Origin of the sequence: Campylobacter sp. BCW_6873, assembly GCF_001762365.1 — a bacterium.
Lineage (GTDB): Bacteria > Campylobacterota > Campylobacteria > Campylobacterales > Campylobacteraceae > Campylobacter_D > Campylobacter_D jejuni.
Genome location: NZ_MJWS01000027.1, coordinates 113,397 through 131,925 on the forward strand (window position 1 = coordinate 113,397; position 18,529 = coordinate 131,925).

The following is an 18,529-nucleotide window of genomic DNA, read 5'->3' on the forward strand; positions in this document are numbered from 1 at the left end:
GCTTCTTTTAATTTCTTTAAGATATAATTTGTTTTATAAATTATGTTAATTTAAGGCTTCATGTGAATGAAAAATTCAATATCAATATAGCTTGGTTTTTAATAATCTTAGGTGGGATTATAGAATGCTTTTGGGTAAGCGGACTTAAGTATTCTACAGAAATTTGGCACTATATTTTAACAGCCATTGGGGTTTGTATTTCTTTTACTTGCTTTTTAAAAGCTTGTGAAAGACTTGAAGTAAGTATTACTTATAGTGTTTTTGTAGGCATTGGCACTGTTGGGGTGGTTTTAAATGAAATGTTTATTTTTAACGAGGCTGTTTCTATAGTTAAACTTGTGCTTATAGCGATTTTACTTTTAAGCATTATAGCCCTTAAATGGGTAAGCAAGGAAGCTTAGTTATGGAATGGTTTTATTTGTTTTTAGCTACTGCTTGTGAAATTTTTGGTGTGGTGATCATGAAAGAACTTGTAAGCACTAAAAACAAGCTTTACCTTTTGGCTTTGATTGTGTGTTTTGGATTTTCTTTTACTTTTTTAAGCTTAAGTATGCAAAATATCGCTATGAGTGTTGCTTATGCTATATGGACAGGAGCTGGAACTGCTGGTGGGGTAATGATAGGAGTACTTTTTTATAAAGAAAGTAAAAGTTTTTTAAAACTTTTTTTAATCGCTGTGATTATTGCTTGTACAGTAGGTTTAAAATTTCTTTCTTAAGGATTTTTTGTGCAAATTTATGTGAGTGGAATACATACTGATGTAGGAAAAACACATTTTAGTGCAGCTTTTTGCGCGAATTTTAACTATGACTATTTTAAACTCATTCAAGCAGGAACTCCAACAGATAGCGATTTTATTGCAAAATTTAGCCCAAAAACAAAGATTTTTAAAGAAGGTATTTTTTTGCAAACTCCAGCTTCTCCTCATCTTGGAAAAATCAAAGAAAAGCTTGATTATAAAGCCTTAGATATCATTTTACCAAAAAGCAAAAACCTACTTATTGAGCTTGCGGGTGGGCTTTTTTCTCCTATGGATGAAAATTACACTATGATTGATTTTATGAATATTTTTAAACACCCTACGATTTTAGTAGCAAAATACTATCTTGGAAGTATTAATCATATCTTGCTTAGCATTGAAGCTTTAAAGCAAAGAAATATCAATATTTTAGCCCTTGTGATGATGGGTAAAAAAGATATCTTACAAGATGATTTTATAAAAAATTATGCAAAAATTCCTATAATCAATCTTGATTTTTTTGATGAAAATAGTATTTTAAATAAAGATTTTAAAGAACAAATGCAAGAAATTTTACAACTTAAAATTCCTTAAAAATCTGCTCTAAACTCTCTACTACATAAACGATTTGTTCTTTTGTGATGATGTAAGGAGGCATAAAATAAATCGTATTTGCCAAAGGTCTTAAAAGCAAACCTTTTTCTAAGGCTTTTTGAAATACAAAAAGCCCCACGCGTTCATATTTATAACTTAAAATATCAAAAGCACTAATCATTCCGCAAGTTCTAAAATTTCCTAAAAAATCAAATTTTTTAAGTTTTGAAAATTCTTGTTGGATAAAGGCGCTTAAAATTTGATTTTTTTCTAAAATATTTTCATTTTCAAAGATATCTAAAACCGCATTAGCCGCTGCACAAGCTAGAGTATTTCCTGTATAACTATGAGAATGTAAAAAGGCTTTTTGCTCGCTATAAGGTGCATAAAAGGCATTATAAATTTCATCCTTTGTAAGCACCACAGAAAGAGGCATAAATCCTCCTGTAATTCCCTTTGAAAGACAGATAAAATCAGGGCTTTGTTTGCATTGATGCAAGGCAAACAAAGTTCCTGTGCGTCCAAAACCCACTGCAATTTCATCAAAAATCACTTGCACATTAAAATCATGGCAAAGCTTGATCGCTTCATCGATAAAACCAACTTCATACATGTGCATATTTCCCGCACATTGCACCAAGGGTTCAAGAATAAAAGCACAAATTTCACTCGAGTGTTTTTCTAAAATATCTTTTAAAATTTCAAGCTCTTTAGTATAGTCTTTACCTTGTGGCACAGGAGTGCTTAAACACTCTAAAAGCAAGGCTTTGTAAGTATCTTTATATAGCGCAACATCGCCTACGCTTAAAGCCCCTAAGGTTTCACCATGATAGGAATTGCTTAGGGATAAAAATTTATTTTTTTTCAAACCTTTATTTAAATGATAATGAAAACTCATTTTAAGTGCTACTTCAATGGCACTTGAGCCATTATCTGCATAAAAACATTTATTAAAATCACGCCCCACTTTTTCACAAAGTCTAGCCGAAAGTTTGATGATAGGCTCATGTGTAAAACCTGCTAAAATCACATGTTCAAGCTCATTAACTTGTTTTTTAATGGCATTTGCGATTTTTTCATTACAATGACCAAAAAGATTTACCCACCAAGAACTCACACAATCCATATAAGCTTTATCATCAAAATCATAAAGCCACACGCCTTTTGCTGTTTTTATAGGGATTAAAGGTAAAGTTTCGTGATCTTTCATTTGTGTGCAAGGGTGCCAAATGTGTTTTAAATCGAGATTTTTTAAGATTTGATTTTGCATCATAACTTCTTTTTTAAAAATATTTTGGCAAAATAATACTTTAAATTTTTAAATTTACAGGAAAAAAATGAAGCTTGAAAAAATTTTGCAAGATCTAGAGCAAAATCACAATCTAAGAACTCTAACGCCTTTAAAACATGAAAATAAATTTGTTTATAAGCAAGATCAAAAACTTTTAAATTTAGCAGGAAATGATTATCTTTATTTGGCGTCTTCTAAAGAGTTAAAAGCTGAGTTTTTGAACACCTTAAAAGAGCAAGATTTATTTTTTTCAAGTTCGAGTTCAAGAAGTTTGAGTGGAAATTTTGAAATTTATGAAGAATTAGAAAGTTTTTTAAAGACTAAATTTAAAGATAAGGAAATTTTACATTTTAATAGTGGTTATCATCTAAATATCTCTTGTATAGCAGCACTTTCTAGCGTTTCTAAGACGCTTTTTTTAACCGATAAATTTATTCATGCAAGTATGATTGATGGTTTAAGACTTGGCGGAGCTGATTTTTTTCGTTTTCATCATAAAGATATGAATCATTTAGAGAGTTTAATCCAAAAACATTATGATAAATATGAAAATATCATCGTTTTAAGCGAAGCTTTGTTTAGTATGGATGGAGATTTTAGCGATTTTAAAACTTTGTGTGAGCTTAAAAGACGTTATGATAAAATTAAGCTTTATATAGATGAAGCACACAGCGTGGGTTGTTTTGATGAAGAAGGTTTGGGGCTTGTTAAAAAACTAGCCTTGGAAAATGAAGTGGATTTTTTGGTTTTTACCTTTGGTAAAGCCATTGCTTCCATAGGTGCTTGTATAATATGTGATGAAAAATATAAAAAATTTTTCATCAACAAAGCTAGAGCTTTTATTTATTCTACAGCCTTGCCACCTATTAATGTAGCTTGGACGCAATTTATTTTTAAAAAAATGCCTTATTTTAAGAAAGAAAGAGAAAAATTAGAGTTTTTAAGTACTTTTTTTAAAAGTAAATTGCAAGAAAAAAATCACACTGTTTTAGGCGATGCTTATATTATTTGCTTGCTTTTAGGTGAAAATAAAAAAGCCTTAGAAATTTCACAAAAACTCCAAAAAGCTGGATTTTTTGCTCCTGCGATCAAAGAACCTACCGTGCCAAAGAATAAAGCCAGAATTCGTTTTTCCTTACATGCAGGACTTAACACAGAAGAACTTGAAAGGATAATAGAGCTTTTATGAAATATGAATTTTTATGTAAAAATCCTGATTCAAAAAAACTTATAGTGATATTTGGGGGATTTGCTTCACATCCTAGTCATTTTTCGCATTTAAAAAGCAATAAAAATGTGATTTTATTTTATGATTATGAAAATTTTGATTTAAATTTTGATTTCAAAGCTTTTGATGAACTTTTTTTAATCGCTTTTTCTATGGGGGTTTGCGTAGCAAATAGACTTTTAAAAGAGCTTAATTTTAAACAAAAAATAGCCATAAATGGCACAAATTTAGGTATAGATAAATCAAAAGGAATTCATCCTACAATTTTTAAAAAAACCCTGCAAAATTTTAAATTAGAAAATTTCAAAGAAGTTTTATTTGAAGAACGCAAAAGCTTAGTCAAAGATTTTATTTTTAAAGATGAAAAAGCTTTAAAAATAGAACTTGAAAAACTTTTTGACTTTGCTTTAACAAAACAAGAAGAAAATTTGCTTTGGGATAAGGTTTATTCAAGTAAAGAAGATAAAATTTTTCCACCAAATACTTTAAAAAATGCTTTTTCAAAACTTATTTTTTTAGATGAACCGCATTTTGCTTTTTTTGATTTTAAAACTTGGGATGAAATTTGAATTTTTTAAAAGCAAAAGATTATGAAAAACATGCAAAAGTGCAAGATTTTATGGGTTTAAAACTTTGTGAAATTTTAAAAGATTTAAAAATTTCACATTTTGAAAAAGTGTTTGAATTTGGTTGCGGTAGAGGTGAATTGAGCAAAAAACTTCAAAATTTCATTACTTTTGATGAATATTTAAAAAACGATATTTTAGATTTTAAAGAAAATTCTAATATTTTAATTTTTGATATGAACGAAATTGCAAAACAAGATTTAAGTAAAGAGAAATTTGATCTTATTGTTTCAAATGCAACTTTGCAATGGCTTGATTTAAAACGCATTTTACCAAGTCTTAGGGATATGCTAAATCAAAATGGGATTTTACTTCTTTCTACTTTTGCAGAACAAAATTTAAAAGAAATCAAGCAAAGCACGGGTTTTGGTTTAAATTATTTTAGCTTAAATGAATTAGAGCAAATTTTTAAAGTCTATTTTAATGAGGTAAAAATTACTCAAGAACTCATAGAATTAAGCTTTGATAATGCTTTAGATGTTTTTAGGCATTTAAAATTTAGCGGTGTAAATTCTTTAGGATTTTATCCTTTAAATAAAAGTTTTTTAAAAGAATTTGAAGAAAAATTTCAAAACAAACTCACTTATCATCCTGTATTTATTTTATGCAAAAATGATATAAAATGAATTTTTTGTGTTATAATCCAAAAATTAAATTTTTACACAAGGAAAACTAAATGAAAAAGTTTATAGTATTTTTTGGGATTTTGTTTTTTACCTTACATCTAAATGCACAAAATTTAAGCATTTTTGTAGCTTCTTCAGCTTCAAAGGCAATGAGTGAAGTTAAAGATGAGTTTTTGAAAACACATCCAGAAGATAAAATAGAATTGGTTTTTGGTGCTTCTGGAAAATATTATGAACTTTTAAAACAAGGAAGAGAATTTGATCTCTTTTTTTCAGCGGATACTAAATATACTAAGGCTATTTATGATGATAAAAATGCCTTAATAAAGCCAAAAGTTTATGTTTTAGGAGTTTTGGCTTTGTATAGTTTGGATGAAAATTTACTCCAAAGAGGCATTGAAAATTTAAAAGAAAAGGCAGGTAAAATCACGCATCTAAGCATAGCCAATCCTAAAGTAGCTCCTTATGGAGTAGCAGCTAAAGAAGTGCTTGAAAATTTGGATTTAAATGAGCTTTTTAAAGACAAAATCGTTTTAGGCGAAAATATCTCAGTGCCTGTTTTACATGTAGATAGTAAAAATGCAGATATAGCTATAGTGGCTTATTCTTTAGTTTCTCCTATCAATCATCCTAAAGGTAAAACAAGTATTATTAATCCAAAGTATTTTAGTCCTTTAGAGCAAAGTTATGTCATCACAAAATATGCTAAGGATAAAAAATTAGCCTTTGAATTTAGTGAATTTATTAGCTCTTCAAAAGCAAAAGAGATTTTTAAAAAATACGGATTTAGCACACCATGAACCTTATAAAAGGACAAATTTACGAGCTTTTAAATCAAGAGGATATAGTTATTGTTAAAATACTTTCTAAAGAAGTGATTTTTAGTGTTTTAATGCTTGAATTAAAGTCTTTAGAAAATTTAAAAATTGGTGCGAGTGTAGAACTTCTTTTTAAAGAGCATGAGCTTTGTTTTAGCACAAGCAAAACTCTTTTAAGTGTTGAAAATTCTTTTTTAGCTAAAATTACAAAAATTAAAAAAGGCGAACTTTTGTATCAGGTATTTTTTGATTTTAAGGGTAATGAGCTTTCTAGTATCATCACCAAAGAAAAAGCCTTAGAACTTGAACTTTGTGAAAATCAAGAATGGCTTTGTTTTGTAAAAGCAAATGATATTGTATTAAGGAGTCATAGTGCTTGAACCAGCTTTTTTACAAACCCTTTATCTTACTTTTAAACTTGCTTTTATCACGACTTTTATTCTTTTTTTTATCGGTGTTTTTTTAGCTTATTTGTTAAGTTTTGTGCGTTTTCCTTTTAAAACAATCCTTCAAAGCTTTATTTCTTTGCCTTTGATTTTACCTCCTAGTGTTTTGGGATTTTATTTGCTTGTAACTTTTTCGGCTAATAGTTTTTTAGGGCAAGTTTTAAAAGAATATTTTAATCTTTCTTTGGTTTTTAGTTTTGAAGGTCTTGTTTTTGCTTCTTTGATTTTTTCTTTGCCTTTTATGGTAAATCCTTTGCAAAGTGCCTTTTCATCGATCAATCCAAATTTACTCGATGCTTCTTATAGTTTAGGTAAAAGTAAAATTTACACTCTTTTTAGAGTGATTTTGCCTAATTCTAAAGCAGGAATTTTTAGTGCTTGTGCGATGAGTTTTGCCCATACTGTGGGTGAATTTGGAGTCGTGATGATGATAGGAGGACATAAACAAGGTGAAACTTTAGTAGCTAGTATAGCTATTTATGATGAGCTTGAGATCTTAAACTATAGCTTAGCCCATCAATATGCTTTTATATTGTTTATTTTTTCTTTTTTAGTGCTTTTTAGTCTTTATTTTGTCAATAAAAAAATGAGTTTTCAATGATAAAAATTGATATCAATCATCCTATGAATACCGCCAAAGGAAGACTGGATTTAAATTTTAAAAAAGATATAGAATCAGGAAAAATTACCGCACTTTTTGGCGAAAGTGGAGCAGGAAAAACCACTCTTTTAAAAATCATAGCAGGACTTATAAAGCCTAAATTGGGGCGTATAGAAGTAGATAATGAACTTTGGTTTGATTCTTCAAAAAATTTTAGTTTAGCTTTGCAAAAAAGAAAAATTGGTTTTGTTTTTCAAGATTATGCGCTTTTTCCAAATATGAATGTAAAAGAAAATATCGCCTATGCCGCTAGTTCTAAAGCAAAGGTTAGCGAGCTTTTAGCCTTAATGGGACTTGAAAATTTAGCTAAAATTTATCCTAAACATTTAAGCGGAGGACAAGCACAAAGAGTAGCTTTAGCAAGAGCTTTAGCAAGGGAACCAAAAATTTTGCTTTTAGATGAGCCTTTGAGTGCTTTGGATTTTAAAATGCGCGCCAATTTACAAGATGAATTGGCTAAAATTTTAGAGTATTTTAAGATAAGTACTTTATTGGTAAGTCATGATTTAGCTGAAATTTATAAGTTAAGTCATAGAATTTTAGAGCTTAGGAATGGAAAAATCATTAAGGATTTTCCTAAAAATGAATTTTTTACTCATTCAAGTATTAGTGCAAAATTGCGTTTGAGTGCAACTTTGTTAGAAATTAAAAAAAGTGATATTTTAGTGGTTTTAACCTTGCTTTTAAATCAAGACATTATTAAAATTACTCTTAGTGAAGAGGAATTTTTAAAAGCTTATCAAGATATAAAAATAGGCGATACTCTCATACTTTCAGTAAAAGCTTTTAATCCTATTATTGTTGGAAAAATTAGCTAAATACTTATTTAATAATTCTTCCCTTATTTTAATATTTTTAATGTCCTTTATATCAACATTTAAAGCAAAAGATAAAATTTTGTTTTCAGTCTTTACAAATCCAACAATCCAAGCTAAATTGATATTATCATTAAAACCTGTTTTAGCATAAATTTTTTGGATTTTATCTTCCTTAAAAAGAATAATTTCTTTAACTTCTTCTTGACTTTTTTTGGAAAAAGGTAAAGAATTTTGCGAAAGTTTAAAAAGCAAATCAGCTTGATTTTTTGCAGAAATTTGTAAAGAATTATCCAACCAAAAGGTATCGATTTTTGAAATTTTTGTATTTCCATAAGAAAGTTTATTTAAGCCTTCTTGCATGGTTTTAAGTCCTATTTTTCTTGCCAATTCTTTAAAAGCAGGCACTTGAGAGCGTTTTATGGCTGAGCTTAAACTAGCATCTTGTTTCCAAGAGGGCAAAAATACTTTTTCACCCTTATAATGATAGAAAATTTCCTTTGTATCTCTAACTACACCATTATCAAGTGCAATTAAAGCATTAAAAATTTTAAAAGTTGAAGCAGGAGAAAAGGTTTGTTTAGCTCTTTGAAAATCATTACTTGCATAATTTTTTCCATCAAAGACTATAAAAGTCCCACTTGTATTACAATCTTTAAAAAAATTACCAAGTATTTTATCCTCTCCAATGGCTATATTCAAAAACAATATAAATACAATAAAATTTCTCATTGCTCTTTATATTTTGATAAGACTTTTCTCATTGCTAAACTTGCTAAAGCCAAACCAAAAGAAGCTGTTACACCCATAAAAGAACCTAAATCTTTACAATGTGCTTCTTCATCAGAAAATACCACATCAAAATTTCCCTTAAAGCCTGATTTTCTAAGTTCATAACGAAATTTTTTCGCTAAAGTATCGCCGTGAGTATTAAAAATACTTGTAGTTTTAATGCGTGTTGGATCAAGCTTTCTAGCTCCACCTGTTGAAGAGATAAAAATTTGTTTTTTAAAATCTATAAGATGAGCCAAAGCTACTTTTGCAGGGATATCATCAATGGCATCTATGATAAGATCAAACTCGCTTAAATCAAATTTTTCTAAAAAATCTTCATCGATTTTGCTGACTATACCTTTAGCCTTATAAATTCTTTCAAATACTTTAGCTTTTTCTTCGCCTATATTTTCGCTATGAATTTGGCGATTTTGATTGGTGATTTCAAATTTATCCGCATCGATTAAAGTAAGGTTTTTAAAACCACTACGATAAAGTGCATCAACGCAAATTCCACCCACTCCACCAAGTCCGCAAACCAAAACTTTTGTTTGTGAAATTTTTTGAAATTTTTCTTCTCCAACTAGCCATTTTATACGTGTAAATCTATCATTCATCATTTGCCTTTAACCATTTTTTAACTTTTTTCATTTTTTCATAAGCTGTAAGATCCAGCATTATAGGGGTTATTGTAGCGTAGCCTTTTTTAAGTAAGACAATATCGCTATTTTTCTCATCTTCAAAGTCTAAATTCGCTGCTGCAAGCCAATAATACTCAACTCCTCTTGGATTGACATTTGAGTGGGCTTCAAAATTATAAACCCTTTTGCCTGCTTTACAAATTTTAATGCCTTTGATTTTTGATTTTGCAGGAAAATTGATATTTAAAAATTCTTTTTTTTCCAAAGGAAAACCTTTATCAAAAATATTTTGAATGATTTTTTTGGTAATTTTTAAAGCATTTTTATAGTCTAGTTCTTTTTCGCTTTTTTTATAAAATTGAGAAAGAGCGATAGCAGGAATTCCTTGTAAAACCGCCTCCATAGCTCCTGCACAAGTTCCTGAGTAGGTAATATCTTCACCTACGTTTGCTCCTTTGTTAATCCCACTGATTACAAGATCAGGCAAGCGTGTTTTATAAAGTGCGTGAAGTGCAAGATAAATACAATCTGCTGGAGTACCATCATCAAGCTTGTAAAATCTTTTTCCTACTCTAACAAAACGCAAAGGTTTAGTTAGAGTTATGGAATGTGAACAAGCTGATTTTTCACTAGCAGGAGCTACTATGGTGATCTTGGCTTTAAATTCTTTTTTTAACATTTTAATGAGTTTTTTAAGTCCTTTGCTCTCATAGCCATCATCATTAGTGATAAGAATTTCTTTCATTGCTTTTCCTTATTGGATATTTTAACATAAAAAGCTTTAAGAATAAATACAAATAAAGCTATATCGGAATGTTCTTTATAATTAATTCTTTTATTCTCAACTCAATAAAGTAATTCACAATTAACTCAAAATTAACTTAATTTTTATTATTTAGTCCAATCTACACTTTAGAATCACGATTTTAATCGTAACTCTTCTAGTGTTCAAATATTTTGAATTCCATACTCATTTATATTTTTATTCTTAAAAACTTAAAATTCCATAGCTTAAATTTTAATAATAAAAAAACTTTTTTTATTATTAAAATTAACTTTCATTTTGATATTAATATATTTTTTTATAACTATAATTTTTCCAAAAAATTAAAATTTTATTCTTTTATAGAAGACAATTATTTAATCTTAAATTATAATTTTTTATATATTTTTAAAATTATATTATTATACTTATCAATATCTTAATTCACTCAAGGAGAAAAAATGCAAAAATTTCATTCTATGATAGTATTAAGCTTATTATTGATATTTTTTATCGGATGCTCTTCTAAAGAGCTTAATCCTCTGGGACGATCTTACGGTGATTTGCATGATAGCGATCCACTTAAAATAGGAAAAACACCTACAATACCAGCCAAACAAGAAACTCCTGCTTTAGTTGATGGTTCAGATTTGATACCAAAAGATGTTCCTTTAGAACCACCTGTAATAAAAACAAATACTTTTAAAGGTAATGATTTTGTTAAAGGACCTTCGCCTAGATTACAATCAAATGGAAAATTTAATGATGCATCTGTATATGAAAATAGAGGATATCCTAGTGATTTTGTAACCATAATGGGTCCATCAGGAGCTGCTTTAACTGTATGGGCTTTAAGACCCGGAAATTGGATATGGGGCTATACTTTATATTCAAGTATACCTTTTGGCGATGCAAATGTCTGGCAAATCATAGAATTTCCTCAAAACAAAGTTATGATTAAAAACGTTAAGACGCTTACATGTCTCAATGCTTATGGCGAAGGGATTGTCCATTACCCTTGCGATCAAAGCAATTTTGCTCAATTTTGGATATTATTTCCTATGAGTAATGGTGCTTACCAAATTTATAATTACGCAACTCAAAAATGCATTCAAACGCCTATAAATGATGTGATGAAAGAATTTGATTTTAGTTATTATAAAATATTTCTTACTGATTGTTTAAAATCAGGAGAAAAAAATTTAGATAGACAGTGGTATATAGCACCGCCTACTTATGCTACTCATAGTCCCTATAGATAAATTTTTGGAGTTAATTATGAAAAAAATATTATTAATCATTTTAAGTATAAATTTAAGCTTTGCTTCTTTAGAAGATTATAATGCTGGAACATGGAATTTACAAGGTTCTTCAGCATCAACAGAAAGTAAATGGAATATTAGTATTAGACAACTTGTTACGGGAAGCAATCCTATGGATGTCTTAGCTATTCAAGAAGCAGGTGTTTTACCATCCACTGCAGTAATGACACAAAGACAAGTTCAACCTGTTGGGGTGGGTATTCCTATCCATGAATACGAATGGAATCTAGGAACCTTATCTCGTCCTAATTCAGTTTTTATATATTATTCAAGAGTTGATGTAGGAGCAAATAGAGTTAATATGGCAATAGTAAGTAGAAGACAAGCGGATGAAGTAATTGTATTACCTCCTCCAACCGTTGCTTCAAGACCTATCATAGGAATCCGTATTGGCAATGATGTATTTTTCAACGCACATGCTTTAGCAAGAGGAGGAAATGATGCAGGTGCTATAGTTACTGCTGTTGATATGCATTTTAGAAACATGCCTCAAATTAATTGGATGATCTTGGGAGATTTTAATAGAAATCCAGGCTCATTAGCATCTTTATTAGATCGAGGATTAAGGGATCGTATATATTTTGTTTCTCCTGCTTCTTATACTCAAGCAAGTGGTGGTGTTCTTGATTACGCTGTTACAGGAAATTCTGATACAACTAGAAGATATACTCCCCCAGCTATACTAGCCATACTAGCTGCTGCTGGACTTAGAACATTTTTAGCTTCAGATCATTTTCCTGTGAATTTTAGAAAATTTTTTTAATATAAGGTGTTGTTATGAAAAAAATTGTTATTTTAATATTAGTTTTATTAAGCTTATCTAAATCTATCGAAGAACCTGGCGATTTATCTGATTTTACACCAATGTTTGCTATTAGATCCTTACAGACAGGAATTAGTTTAAGCCCTTTTAGAGAGACTTCGGAAGATTTAAAAGACCAAAATTGGATCTTAAGAGAAATTATACTTAGCGATGAATTAAAACAAAAAGATGAATTAGGAGAATTGTTACACTTTGGTTATGTGCAATTTGTAAATCCAAACGATGATGATATTTGTTTGGCGATACTAGAAAGTGGTTTTTTTGGAGGGAAATCATGCAAACAAGATTTAAAAGATGGAAAGTTAGAAACTATATTTTCTATTATGCCAACAACTAGCTCAGCAGTTCAAATAAGATCTTTAGTTGAAGGTGGAAGAGAATGTATGAAAATATTTTATAATCCAAATGTTCCAATAGAAAAACGTTTTGGTATACAACCATGTACTTTAGATCCAGCTTTATTTTTAGATTTAAATGAATTAATGTTTTTTACCCCAGCCATTATAGAAGCAACCCCTATTTATTAATTACTTGCAAGCAAGCTAAAATAATAAGCTTGTGAGTAATTAAAATATTTAATAAATCGATGCAAAAAATAAATAATTTTCAAAAAATACTACTGGAGAAAATAAACCTTCATATACACTTTTAGCGTGTATTTTTCCACAACTTCTTTTAATTAAGCCAAAATAAGATAAAATATTTAAAATATTTAAAATATTTATAAGGAAATTTTTTTGAAAACCTTTTTAGTTTGTGCCTTAGAACCTTCGGCAAATTTGCATTTAAAAGAAGTGTTAAAAGCTTATAAAAAAGACTTTGGTAAATTTGAAATTCATGGGATTTATGATGAGAGCTTATGTAAAGAATTCGATCTAAATTCTAAGCCGCTTTATAGCTCACATGAATTTAGTGCCATGGGTTTCATAGAAGTTTTGCCTTTGATTTTTAAAGGAAAAAAAGCTATAAAAGAACTTGTAAATTTAAGTTTTACTCAAAAAATAAATGGGATTTTATGTATAGATTCGCCCGCTTTTAACATACCTTTTGCTAAGGCTTTAAAAAAAGCAGGCAGTAAAATTCCACGCATTTATTATATTTTACCTCAAGTTTGGGCGTGGAAAAAAGGTCGCATACCTATCATAGAAAGTCATTTTGATATTTTAGCTTCTATTTTGCCCTTTGATAATCAGTTTTTTAACAAAAGCACTTATGTAGGCCATCCGCTTTTAGATGAGATAAAAGAATTTAAAAATAAAGAAGACATTAATCATGCACTTTCAAAAAAAGATGATGAAAAAACTATAGCCTTTTTACCAGGTTCAAGGCGTAGTGAAATTAGGCGTTTAATGCCTATTTTTAAAGAACTCTCGCAAAAATTTAAGGGTGAAAAAATTCTTTGCGTTCCCCCATTTAATCTTGAAAAATTAGAAATTTATGGTGATATTAGTGAATTTAAAATAGAAAGTAACACTCCAAAAGTGCTTAAAAAAGCTGATTTTGCTTTTATTTGTAGTGGAACGGCTACTTTAGAGGCGGCTTTAGTGGGAACTCCTTTTGTTCTTACTTACAAAGCAAAAGCGATTGATATTTTTATCGCAAAACTTTTTGTAAAATTAAAACACATAGGACTTGCAAATATTTTTTGTGATTTTGCTGGAAAAGAAGCTTTAAATCCTGAATTTTTACAAGATAAAGTCAATGTTTTAAATTTATATGAAGCTTACAATAAATATGATTATAAGGCATTTTTTGCTAAAGTTGATTTTTTAAAAGAATATTTACAATTTGGAAGTGCTAAAAATTTAGCAAAAATCCTAAACGAAATATAAAAGGATAAATCATGCAAAAAGAACCAATGAGTCAATTTGGCTATGATAAGTTAGCCGCAGAATTAAAAGATTTAAAAGACAATCAACGCCCTGCTGTTGTAATAGAAATCGATACAGCAAGAAGTCACGGGGATTTGAAAGAAAATGCGGAATACCATGCTGCAAGAGAAAAGCAAGCTTTGATAGAAAGTCGTATGGCAGAGCTTAGTGACTTGCTAGCAAGAGCTCAAGTGATCGATCCTTCAAGCTATGAACATGATAGTGTGAAATTTGGCTCAAGTGTTGTGATCATGGATTTGGATACAGAAAAAGAAAGCAAATATACTCTAGTAGGAATTTGCGAAGGAGATTTAGATAAGGGTTATATTTCCATCGCATCTCCAATAGCAAAAGCTATGCTTGGGAAAAAAGAAGGAGATGATTTTAAAGTGCGTTTGCCAAAAGGTGAGAGTGAATTTGAAATCCTTTCTATAAATTATGAGCCTTTGAAATTTTAAGGATAAAAAATTTTACTACAAAATGGAGCGATTTTAATCGCGGATGCTCATGAAAATGAACAGAGAAAGGGATTTTGGGAATTTTTACAAATCTTAAAAAAAGGTAAAATTTCCACCCCTCAACTCATACTTATGGGTGATATTTTTGATTTACTTATAGGTGAAATCTCTGCTACGCATGAATTTGCTAAACCTTACATAGAACTTTTAGAAGAATTGGCCTTAAAGATTGAAATTATCTACTTAGAAGGCAATCATGATTTTAATCTTTCTTGTTTTTTTAAAAGGGTAAAAATTTTTAACTTACAAAAGCAACCCATAAAGCTTAATTTGCATACAAGTAAAGGTAATAATCTTGTTTTAAATAACGCTTTTATAAAATTAGCTCACGGAGATATTTTTTTACCACCTCTTTTACAATTTACTCTTAAAACATTAAGAAATCATTATTTGCTTATATTTTTGAATTTTTTAAATATTATTACTTGTAATTTTATTTCAAATAAAATTCTTCAAAATCAAAACAAAAAAAACCTTTTTTATCAAATAAAAGATTTTGAAAATTTAGCAAAAAAAAGATATGAAAGATATGAAAATTTAGGATTTTGGGTATGTGAAGGACACTATCATCAAAATCATCAAATCAACAAAGAAAACATTAAATATCTTAACTTAGCTAGTTTTGCATATGAGAGAAGTTTTTTTGTAGTAGAATATCAACAAGAAATCAAATTTCGAGAACAGAAATTGAGGGGTCAAAATGTTTGATGAAAATATCGTGAAAACGGGTTCAAATGAAATGGAGCTTGTCGATTTCCGTATCTTTAAGCAAGGACACGATAAAGTCTATGAAGGAATTTATGGTGTAAATGTTTCTAAGGTAAGGGAAATTATAAAAATCCCAAGCCTTACAGAACTTCCAGGTGTACCTGATTACATCGAAGGTATCTTTGATCTTCGTGGAGTGGTTATACCTGTAGTCAATCTTGCCAAATGGATGCAAATCACTGAGCCAGAAAGCGCTATGCTAAAACCTAGAGTTATTATCACTGAATTTAGCAATATTCTTATTGGTTTTATAGTTCACGAAGCAAAAAGAATTCGTAGAATAAACTGGAAGGATATAGAACCAGCAACTTTTTCTACAGGATCAGGTGCTTTAGATAAAGGTAAAATCACAGGTGTAACACGCATTGAAAATGATGAAGTGTTGCTAATTTTAGATCTTGAAAGTGTTGTTGAAGATTTAGGAATTTACGCTCCAAAAACAGATATAGATTTTGGAAAAATAGAAAAATTTACTGGAACAGCACTTATACTTGATGACAGCATGACTGCTAGAAAACGCGTCAAAGAAATGATGCAACAGATGGGCTTTCAAGTTGTTGAAGCTAAAGACGGCGTAGAGGGCATAAACAAATTAGAAGAATTAAGCCAAGTTTATGGTGAAAGTTTAAATGATACTTTAAAAATTATAGTAAGCGATGTCGAAATGCCACAAATGGATGGTTTCCACTTTGCTGCACGCATTAAAGAAGATCCAAGATTTAAAGATATTCCTATAGTCTTTAACTCGTCTTTATCAAATGAATTTATGAATGAGAAAGGTGTTCAAGAAGCTGGTGGAGAAGGCTATCTTGTCAAATTTAACGCTAGCGATTTCTTCAATGAAATTGCAAAGGTTATTAAAAAACATCAATCTCAAGAACAGGGGTAAAATATGGAAGATATGCAAGAAATACTTGAAGACTTTTTGGTTGAAGCTTTTGAGCTTGTTGAGCAAATCGACCATGATTTAGTAGAGCTTGAATCAAATCCAGAAGACTTAGAATTATTAAATAGAATTTTCCGTGTTGCACATACGGTTAAAGGATCATCAAGTTTCTTAAATTTTGATGTTTTAACAAAGTTAACTCACCACATGGAAGATGTTTTAAACAAAGCAAGACATGGCGAGTTAAAAATAACTCCAGATATCATGGATGTAGTTTTAGAGTCTATTGATAGAATGAAAACTCTACTTAATTCTATTCGCGATAATGGCAACGATACTGCTATTGGTATGGACATAGAACCAATTTGCGCAAGATTAACAGCTATTTCAGAGGGAGAGTCTCCTGTTGAGGCAACAGATTTAAATGAAAAATCTACTCCACAAGCAGAACCAGAAGCACCAAAACAAGAAACAACTACTCCTGAACCTGAAGTAGATGTTAATCAATTAAGTGATTCTGAAGTTGAAGCTGAAATAGAAAGACTTTTAAAAGTTAGAAAAGCTGAAGATCAAGCTCGTCGTGCACAAAAGAAACAAACAACAAATGCAGCACCTAAACCGACTAACAATACAGCAAATAAACCTGCAGAAAGTGGAGAGAAAAAGGTTCCTGCTTCAGGTAGCAATGCTAGCAGTATGGATCAAACCATACGCGTGGAAGTAAAAAGATTAGATCACTTAATGAATCTAATTGGGGAGCTTGTTTTAGGCAAAAACCGTTTGCTTAAAATTTATGATGATGTTGAAGAGCGTTATGAAGGAGAAAAATTCCTTGAAGAGCTTAATCAAGTCGTAAGTCAGCTAAGTATCATTACAACCGATGTTCAACTTGCTGTAATGAAAACAAGAATGCAGCCTATAGCAAAAGTTTTCAATAAATTTCCAAGAGTTGTTCGTGATTTGAGTCGTGAATTAGGAAAGCAAATAGAACTTGAAATTACAGGTGAAGAAACTGAACTTGATAAATCTATCGTAGAGGAAATTGGCGATCCTATCATGCATATGATTAGAAATTCATGTGACCATGGTGTTGAGGATCCAGCAACTCGTGCAGCGAATGGAAAACCTGAAAAAGGTATAGTTCAACTTAAAGCTTATAATGAAGGCAATCACATCGTTGTAGAAATTACAGATGATGGTAAAGGACTTGATCCAAATGGTTTAAAAGCAAAAGCTATAGAGAAAAATTTGATTACCGAAAGAGAAGCAGATCAAATGACAGACAAAGAAGCTTTTGCTTTGATTTTCAAACCTGGTTTTTCAACTGCGGCTAAAGTAACAAATGTTTCAGGTCGTGGCGTAGGAATGGATGTTGTTAAAACCAACATCGAAAAACTAAATGGGGTAATTGAAATTGATAGTGAGTTAGGTAAAGGAAGTTCGTTTAAACTTAAAATTCCTCTTACCTTGGCAATCATTCAATCTTTACTTGTAGGAACTCAAGAGGAATTCTATGCAATTCCACTTGCAAGCGTTCTTGAAACAGTTAGAGTGCCAATTGATGATATCTATACTATCGAAGGTAAAAATGTATTACGCTTAAGAGATGAAGTGCTTTCTCTTGTGAGACTTTCAGATGTATTTGGAGTTAAACAAGTCCTTGAAAGCGGCGATCAAACTTATGTCGTTGTTATAGGGGTAGCAGAAAGCAAGCTTGGTATTATAGTAGATACTCTTGTAGGACAAGAAGAGATAGTTATTAAATCTATGGGTGATTATTTACAAAATATCCAAGGTATAGCAGGAGCTACAATCCGTGGCGATGGTAGAGTGACATTAATCATTGATGTAGGTGCTATGATGGATATGGCCAAAGAAATTAAAGTTGATATTAAAGCGCAATTAGAATCAAGTGCAAAAAAACCCAAAGAACAACCAAGTGACTATAAAGTCTTAATTGTAGATGATTCTAAAATGGATAGAACTTTAATGCAAAAAGCTTTAGAACCACTAGGAGTTAGTTTAGTTGAAGCAACAAATGGTGTTGAAGCATTGAATATTATAAAATCTGGCGAACATGATATTGATGCAATGCTTATAGATATCGAAATGCCAAGAATGGATGGATACACCTTAGCTGGTGAAATTAGAAAGTATTCTAAATATCGTAACTTACCACTCATTGCAGTTACTTCAAGAACAAGTAAAACTGACCGCTTAAGAGGTGTTGAAGTGGGTATGACTGAATATATCACTAAACCTTATTCTCCAGAATACTTGGAAAATGTGGTTAGAAAAAATTTGAAACTAGGATAAGAA

General features: G+C 30.2%; 22 protein-coding genes. 18 read left to right on the forward strand and 4 right to left on the reverse strand.

Features of this window, described 5'->3' with window-relative positions; genetic code table 11:
• The first annotated feature begins 62 nt into the window (after positions 1-62).
• Genes AJ932_RS01270 through AJ932_RS01280 form a run of 3 tightly spaced genes read left to right on the forward strand, consistent with a single transcriptional unit; the run spans position 63 to position 1,333 of the window.
• Entirely contained in the window at positions 63-401 is a 339-nt protein-coding gene (locus tag AJ932_RS01270) for a DMT family transporter (protein ID WP_002892867.1), read from the forward strand.
• Between the two features lie 2 nt (positions 402-403).
• Positions 404-718, forward strand: a complete 315-nt coding sequence (locus tag AJ932_RS01275; RefSeq protein WP_002794052.1) for a DMT family transporter — start codon at positions 404-406, stop codon at positions 716-718.
• A 9-nt stretch (positions 719-727) separates the two neighbouring features.
• Positions 728-1,333, forward strand: a complete 606-nt coding sequence (locus AJ932_RS01280) for a dethiobiotin synthase (protein WP_070233671.1) — start codon at positions 728-730, stop codon at positions 1,331-1,333.
• On the opposite strand, the gene AJ932_RS01285 is transcribed toward AJ932_RS01280, so the two are convergent.
• Positions 1,320-2,603 carry an adenosylmethionine--8-amino-7-oxononanoate transaminase gene (locus tag AJ932_RS01285; protein WP_070233672.1) on the reverse strand — a complete coding sequence of 428 codons (1,284 nt, stop codon included), beginning with the start codon at positions 2,601-2,603 and terminating at the stop codon, positions 1,320-1,322. The genes AJ932_RS01280 and AJ932_RS01285 overlap by 14 nt on opposite strands.
• Before the next feature lie 67 nt (positions 2,604-2,670).
• Between AJ932_RS01285 and AJ932_RS01290 the strand changes: the two genes are divergently transcribed.
• From AJ932_RS01290 to AJ932_RS01320, 7 genes are read left to right on the forward strand one after another with little or no spacing between them, the layout of a single operon-like run.
• On the forward strand, positions 2,671-3,813 hold the full coding sequence (locus tag AJ932_RS01290; protein WP_070274992.1) for an aminotransferase class I/II-fold pyridoxal phosphate-dependent enzyme: 1,143 nt from the start codon (positions 2,671-2,673) through the stop codon (positions 3,811-3,813).
• Positions 3,810-4,421 (forward strand): pimeloyl-ACP methyl esterase BioG family protein, encoded by a 612-nt coding sequence (locus tag AJ932_RS01295; RefSeq protein WP_070233674.1) that lies wholly within the window; start codon positions 3,810-3,812, stop codon positions 4,419-4,421. Before AJ932_RS01290 ends, AJ932_RS01295 begins: the two co-directional genes overlap by 4 nt.
• Positions 4,418-5,104: a malonyl-ACP O-methyltransferase BioC gene (gene bioC, locus AJ932_RS01300; protein ID WP_070233675.1), complete on the forward strand. Its 687-nt coding sequence runs from the start codon at positions 4,418-4,420 to the stop codon at positions 5,102-5,104. The genes AJ932_RS01295 and bioC overlap by 4 nt, the downstream gene beginning before the upstream one ends.
• 50 nt (positions 5,105-5,154) lie before the next feature.
• The gene (modA, locus tag AJ932_RS01305; RefSeq protein ID WP_070278324.1) at positions 5,155-5,904 is read left to right on the forward strand and encodes a molybdate ABC transporter substrate-binding protein; all 750 of its coding nucleotides are present in this window, start codon (positions 5,155-5,157) and stop codon (positions 5,902-5,904) included.
• Positions 5,901-6,302, forward strand: coding sequence for a molybdopterin-binding protein (locus AJ932_RS01310; RefSeq protein WP_070233677.1), 402 nt, complete (start codon positions 5,901-5,903; stop codon positions 6,300-6,302). The genes modA and AJ932_RS01310 overlap by 4 nt, the downstream gene beginning before the upstream one ends.
• Positions 6,295-6,969 carry a molybdate ABC transporter permease subunit gene (gene modB / locus AJ932_RS01315; RefSeq protein ID WP_070233678.1) on the forward strand — a complete coding sequence of 225 codons (675 nt, stop codon included), beginning with the start codon at positions 6,295-6,297 and terminating at the stop codon, positions 6,967-6,969. The genes AJ932_RS01310 and modB overlap by 8 nt, the downstream gene beginning before the upstream one ends.
• On the forward strand, positions 6,966-7,847 hold the full coding sequence (locus tag AJ932_RS01320; RefSeq protein ID WP_070233679.1) for a sulfate/molybdate ABC transporter ATP-binding protein: 882 nt from the start codon (positions 6,966-6,968) through the stop codon (positions 7,845-7,847). Before modB ends, AJ932_RS01320 begins: the two co-directional genes overlap by 4 nt.
• Here the strand turns inward: AJ932_RS01320 and AJ932_RS01325 are convergent.
• From AJ932_RS01325 to surE, 3 genes are read right to left on the reverse strand one after another with little or no spacing between them, the layout of a single operon-like run.
• A complete protein-coding gene (locus tag AJ932_RS01325) occupies positions 7,803-8,576 on the reverse strand; it encodes an OXA-184 family class D beta-lactamase OXA-614 (protein WP_070233680.1) in 774 nt (257 codons plus the stop codon). The two genes, AJ932_RS01320 and AJ932_RS01325, sit on opposite strands and share 45 nt — an antisense overlap.
• Positions 8,573-9,238 carry a ThiF family adenylyltransferase gene (locus AJ932_RS01330; RefSeq protein ID WP_083261771.1) on the reverse strand — a complete coding sequence of 222 codons (666 nt, stop codon included), beginning with the start codon at positions 9,236-9,238 and terminating at the stop codon, positions 8,573-8,575. The genes AJ932_RS01325 and AJ932_RS01330 overlap by 4 nt, the downstream gene beginning before the upstream one ends.
• A complete protein-coding gene (gene surE, locus AJ932_RS01335; RefSeq protein WP_070233682.1) occupies positions 9,228-10,004 on the reverse strand; it encodes a 5'/3'-nucleotidase SurE in 777 nt (258 codons plus the stop codon). Before surE ends, AJ932_RS01330 begins: the two co-directional genes overlap by 11 nt.
• A gap of 479 nt (positions 10,005-10,483) precedes the next feature.
• Here surE and AJ932_RS01340 point away from each other — a divergent pair, with 479 nt between their 5' ends.
• The 8 genes from AJ932_RS01340 (at position 10,484) to AJ932_RS01375 (ending at position 18,526) form a co-directional block, all read left to right on the forward strand.
• Positions 10,484-11,284 (forward strand): RICIN domain-containing protein, encoded by an 801-nt coding sequence (locus tag AJ932_RS01340; RefSeq protein ID WP_070233683.1) that lies wholly within the window; start codon positions 10,484-10,486, stop codon positions 11,282-11,284.
• Positions 11,285-11,300: 16 nt separating this feature from the next.
• Complete coding sequence (locus AJ932_RS01345) at positions 11,301-12,107, forward strand: cytolethal distending toxin subunit B family protein (protein WP_070233684.1); 807 nt, start codon at positions 11,301-11,303, stop codon at positions 12,105-12,107.
• A 14-nt stretch (positions 12,108-12,121) separates the two neighbouring features.
• Positions 12,122-12,694 carry a cytochrome c oxidase subunit IV gene (locus AJ932_RS01350; protein WP_044779556.1) on the forward strand — a complete coding sequence of 191 codons (573 nt, stop codon included), beginning with the start codon at positions 12,122-12,124 and terminating at the stop codon, positions 12,692-12,694.
• Positions 12,695-12,904: 210 nt separating this feature from the next.
• Positions 12,905-13,999, forward strand: a complete 1,095-nt coding sequence (gene lpxB, locus AJ932_RS01355; protein WP_070233685.1) for a lipid-A-disaccharide synthase — start codon at positions 12,905-12,907, stop codon at positions 13,997-13,999.
• An 11-nt stretch (positions 14,000-14,010) separates the two neighbouring features.
• A complete protein-coding gene (gene greA, locus AJ932_RS01360; RefSeq protein ID WP_070233686.1) occupies positions 14,011-14,496 on the forward strand; it encodes a transcription elongation factor GreA in 486 nt (161 codons plus the stop codon).
• Between the two features lie 9 nt (positions 14,497-14,505).
• A complete protein-coding gene (locus AJ932_RS01365) occupies positions 14,506-15,264 on the forward strand; it encodes a UDP-2,3-diacylglucosamine diphosphatase (protein ID WP_350223087.1) in 759 nt (252 codons plus the stop codon).
• On the forward strand, positions 15,257-16,213 hold the full coding sequence (locus AJ932_RS01370; RefSeq protein ID WP_002934096.1) for a chemotaxis protein: 957 nt from the start codon (positions 15,257-15,259) through the stop codon (positions 16,211-16,213). Before AJ932_RS01365 ends, AJ932_RS01370 begins: the two co-directional genes overlap by 8 nt.
• A gap of 3 nt (positions 16,214-16,216) precedes the next feature.
• Complete coding sequence (locus AJ932_RS01375) at positions 16,217-18,526, forward strand: chemotaxis protein CheW (RefSeq protein ID WP_070233687.1); 2,310 nt, start codon at positions 16,217-16,219, stop codon at positions 18,524-18,526.
• Positions 18,527-18,529 lie beyond the last annotated feature (3 nt).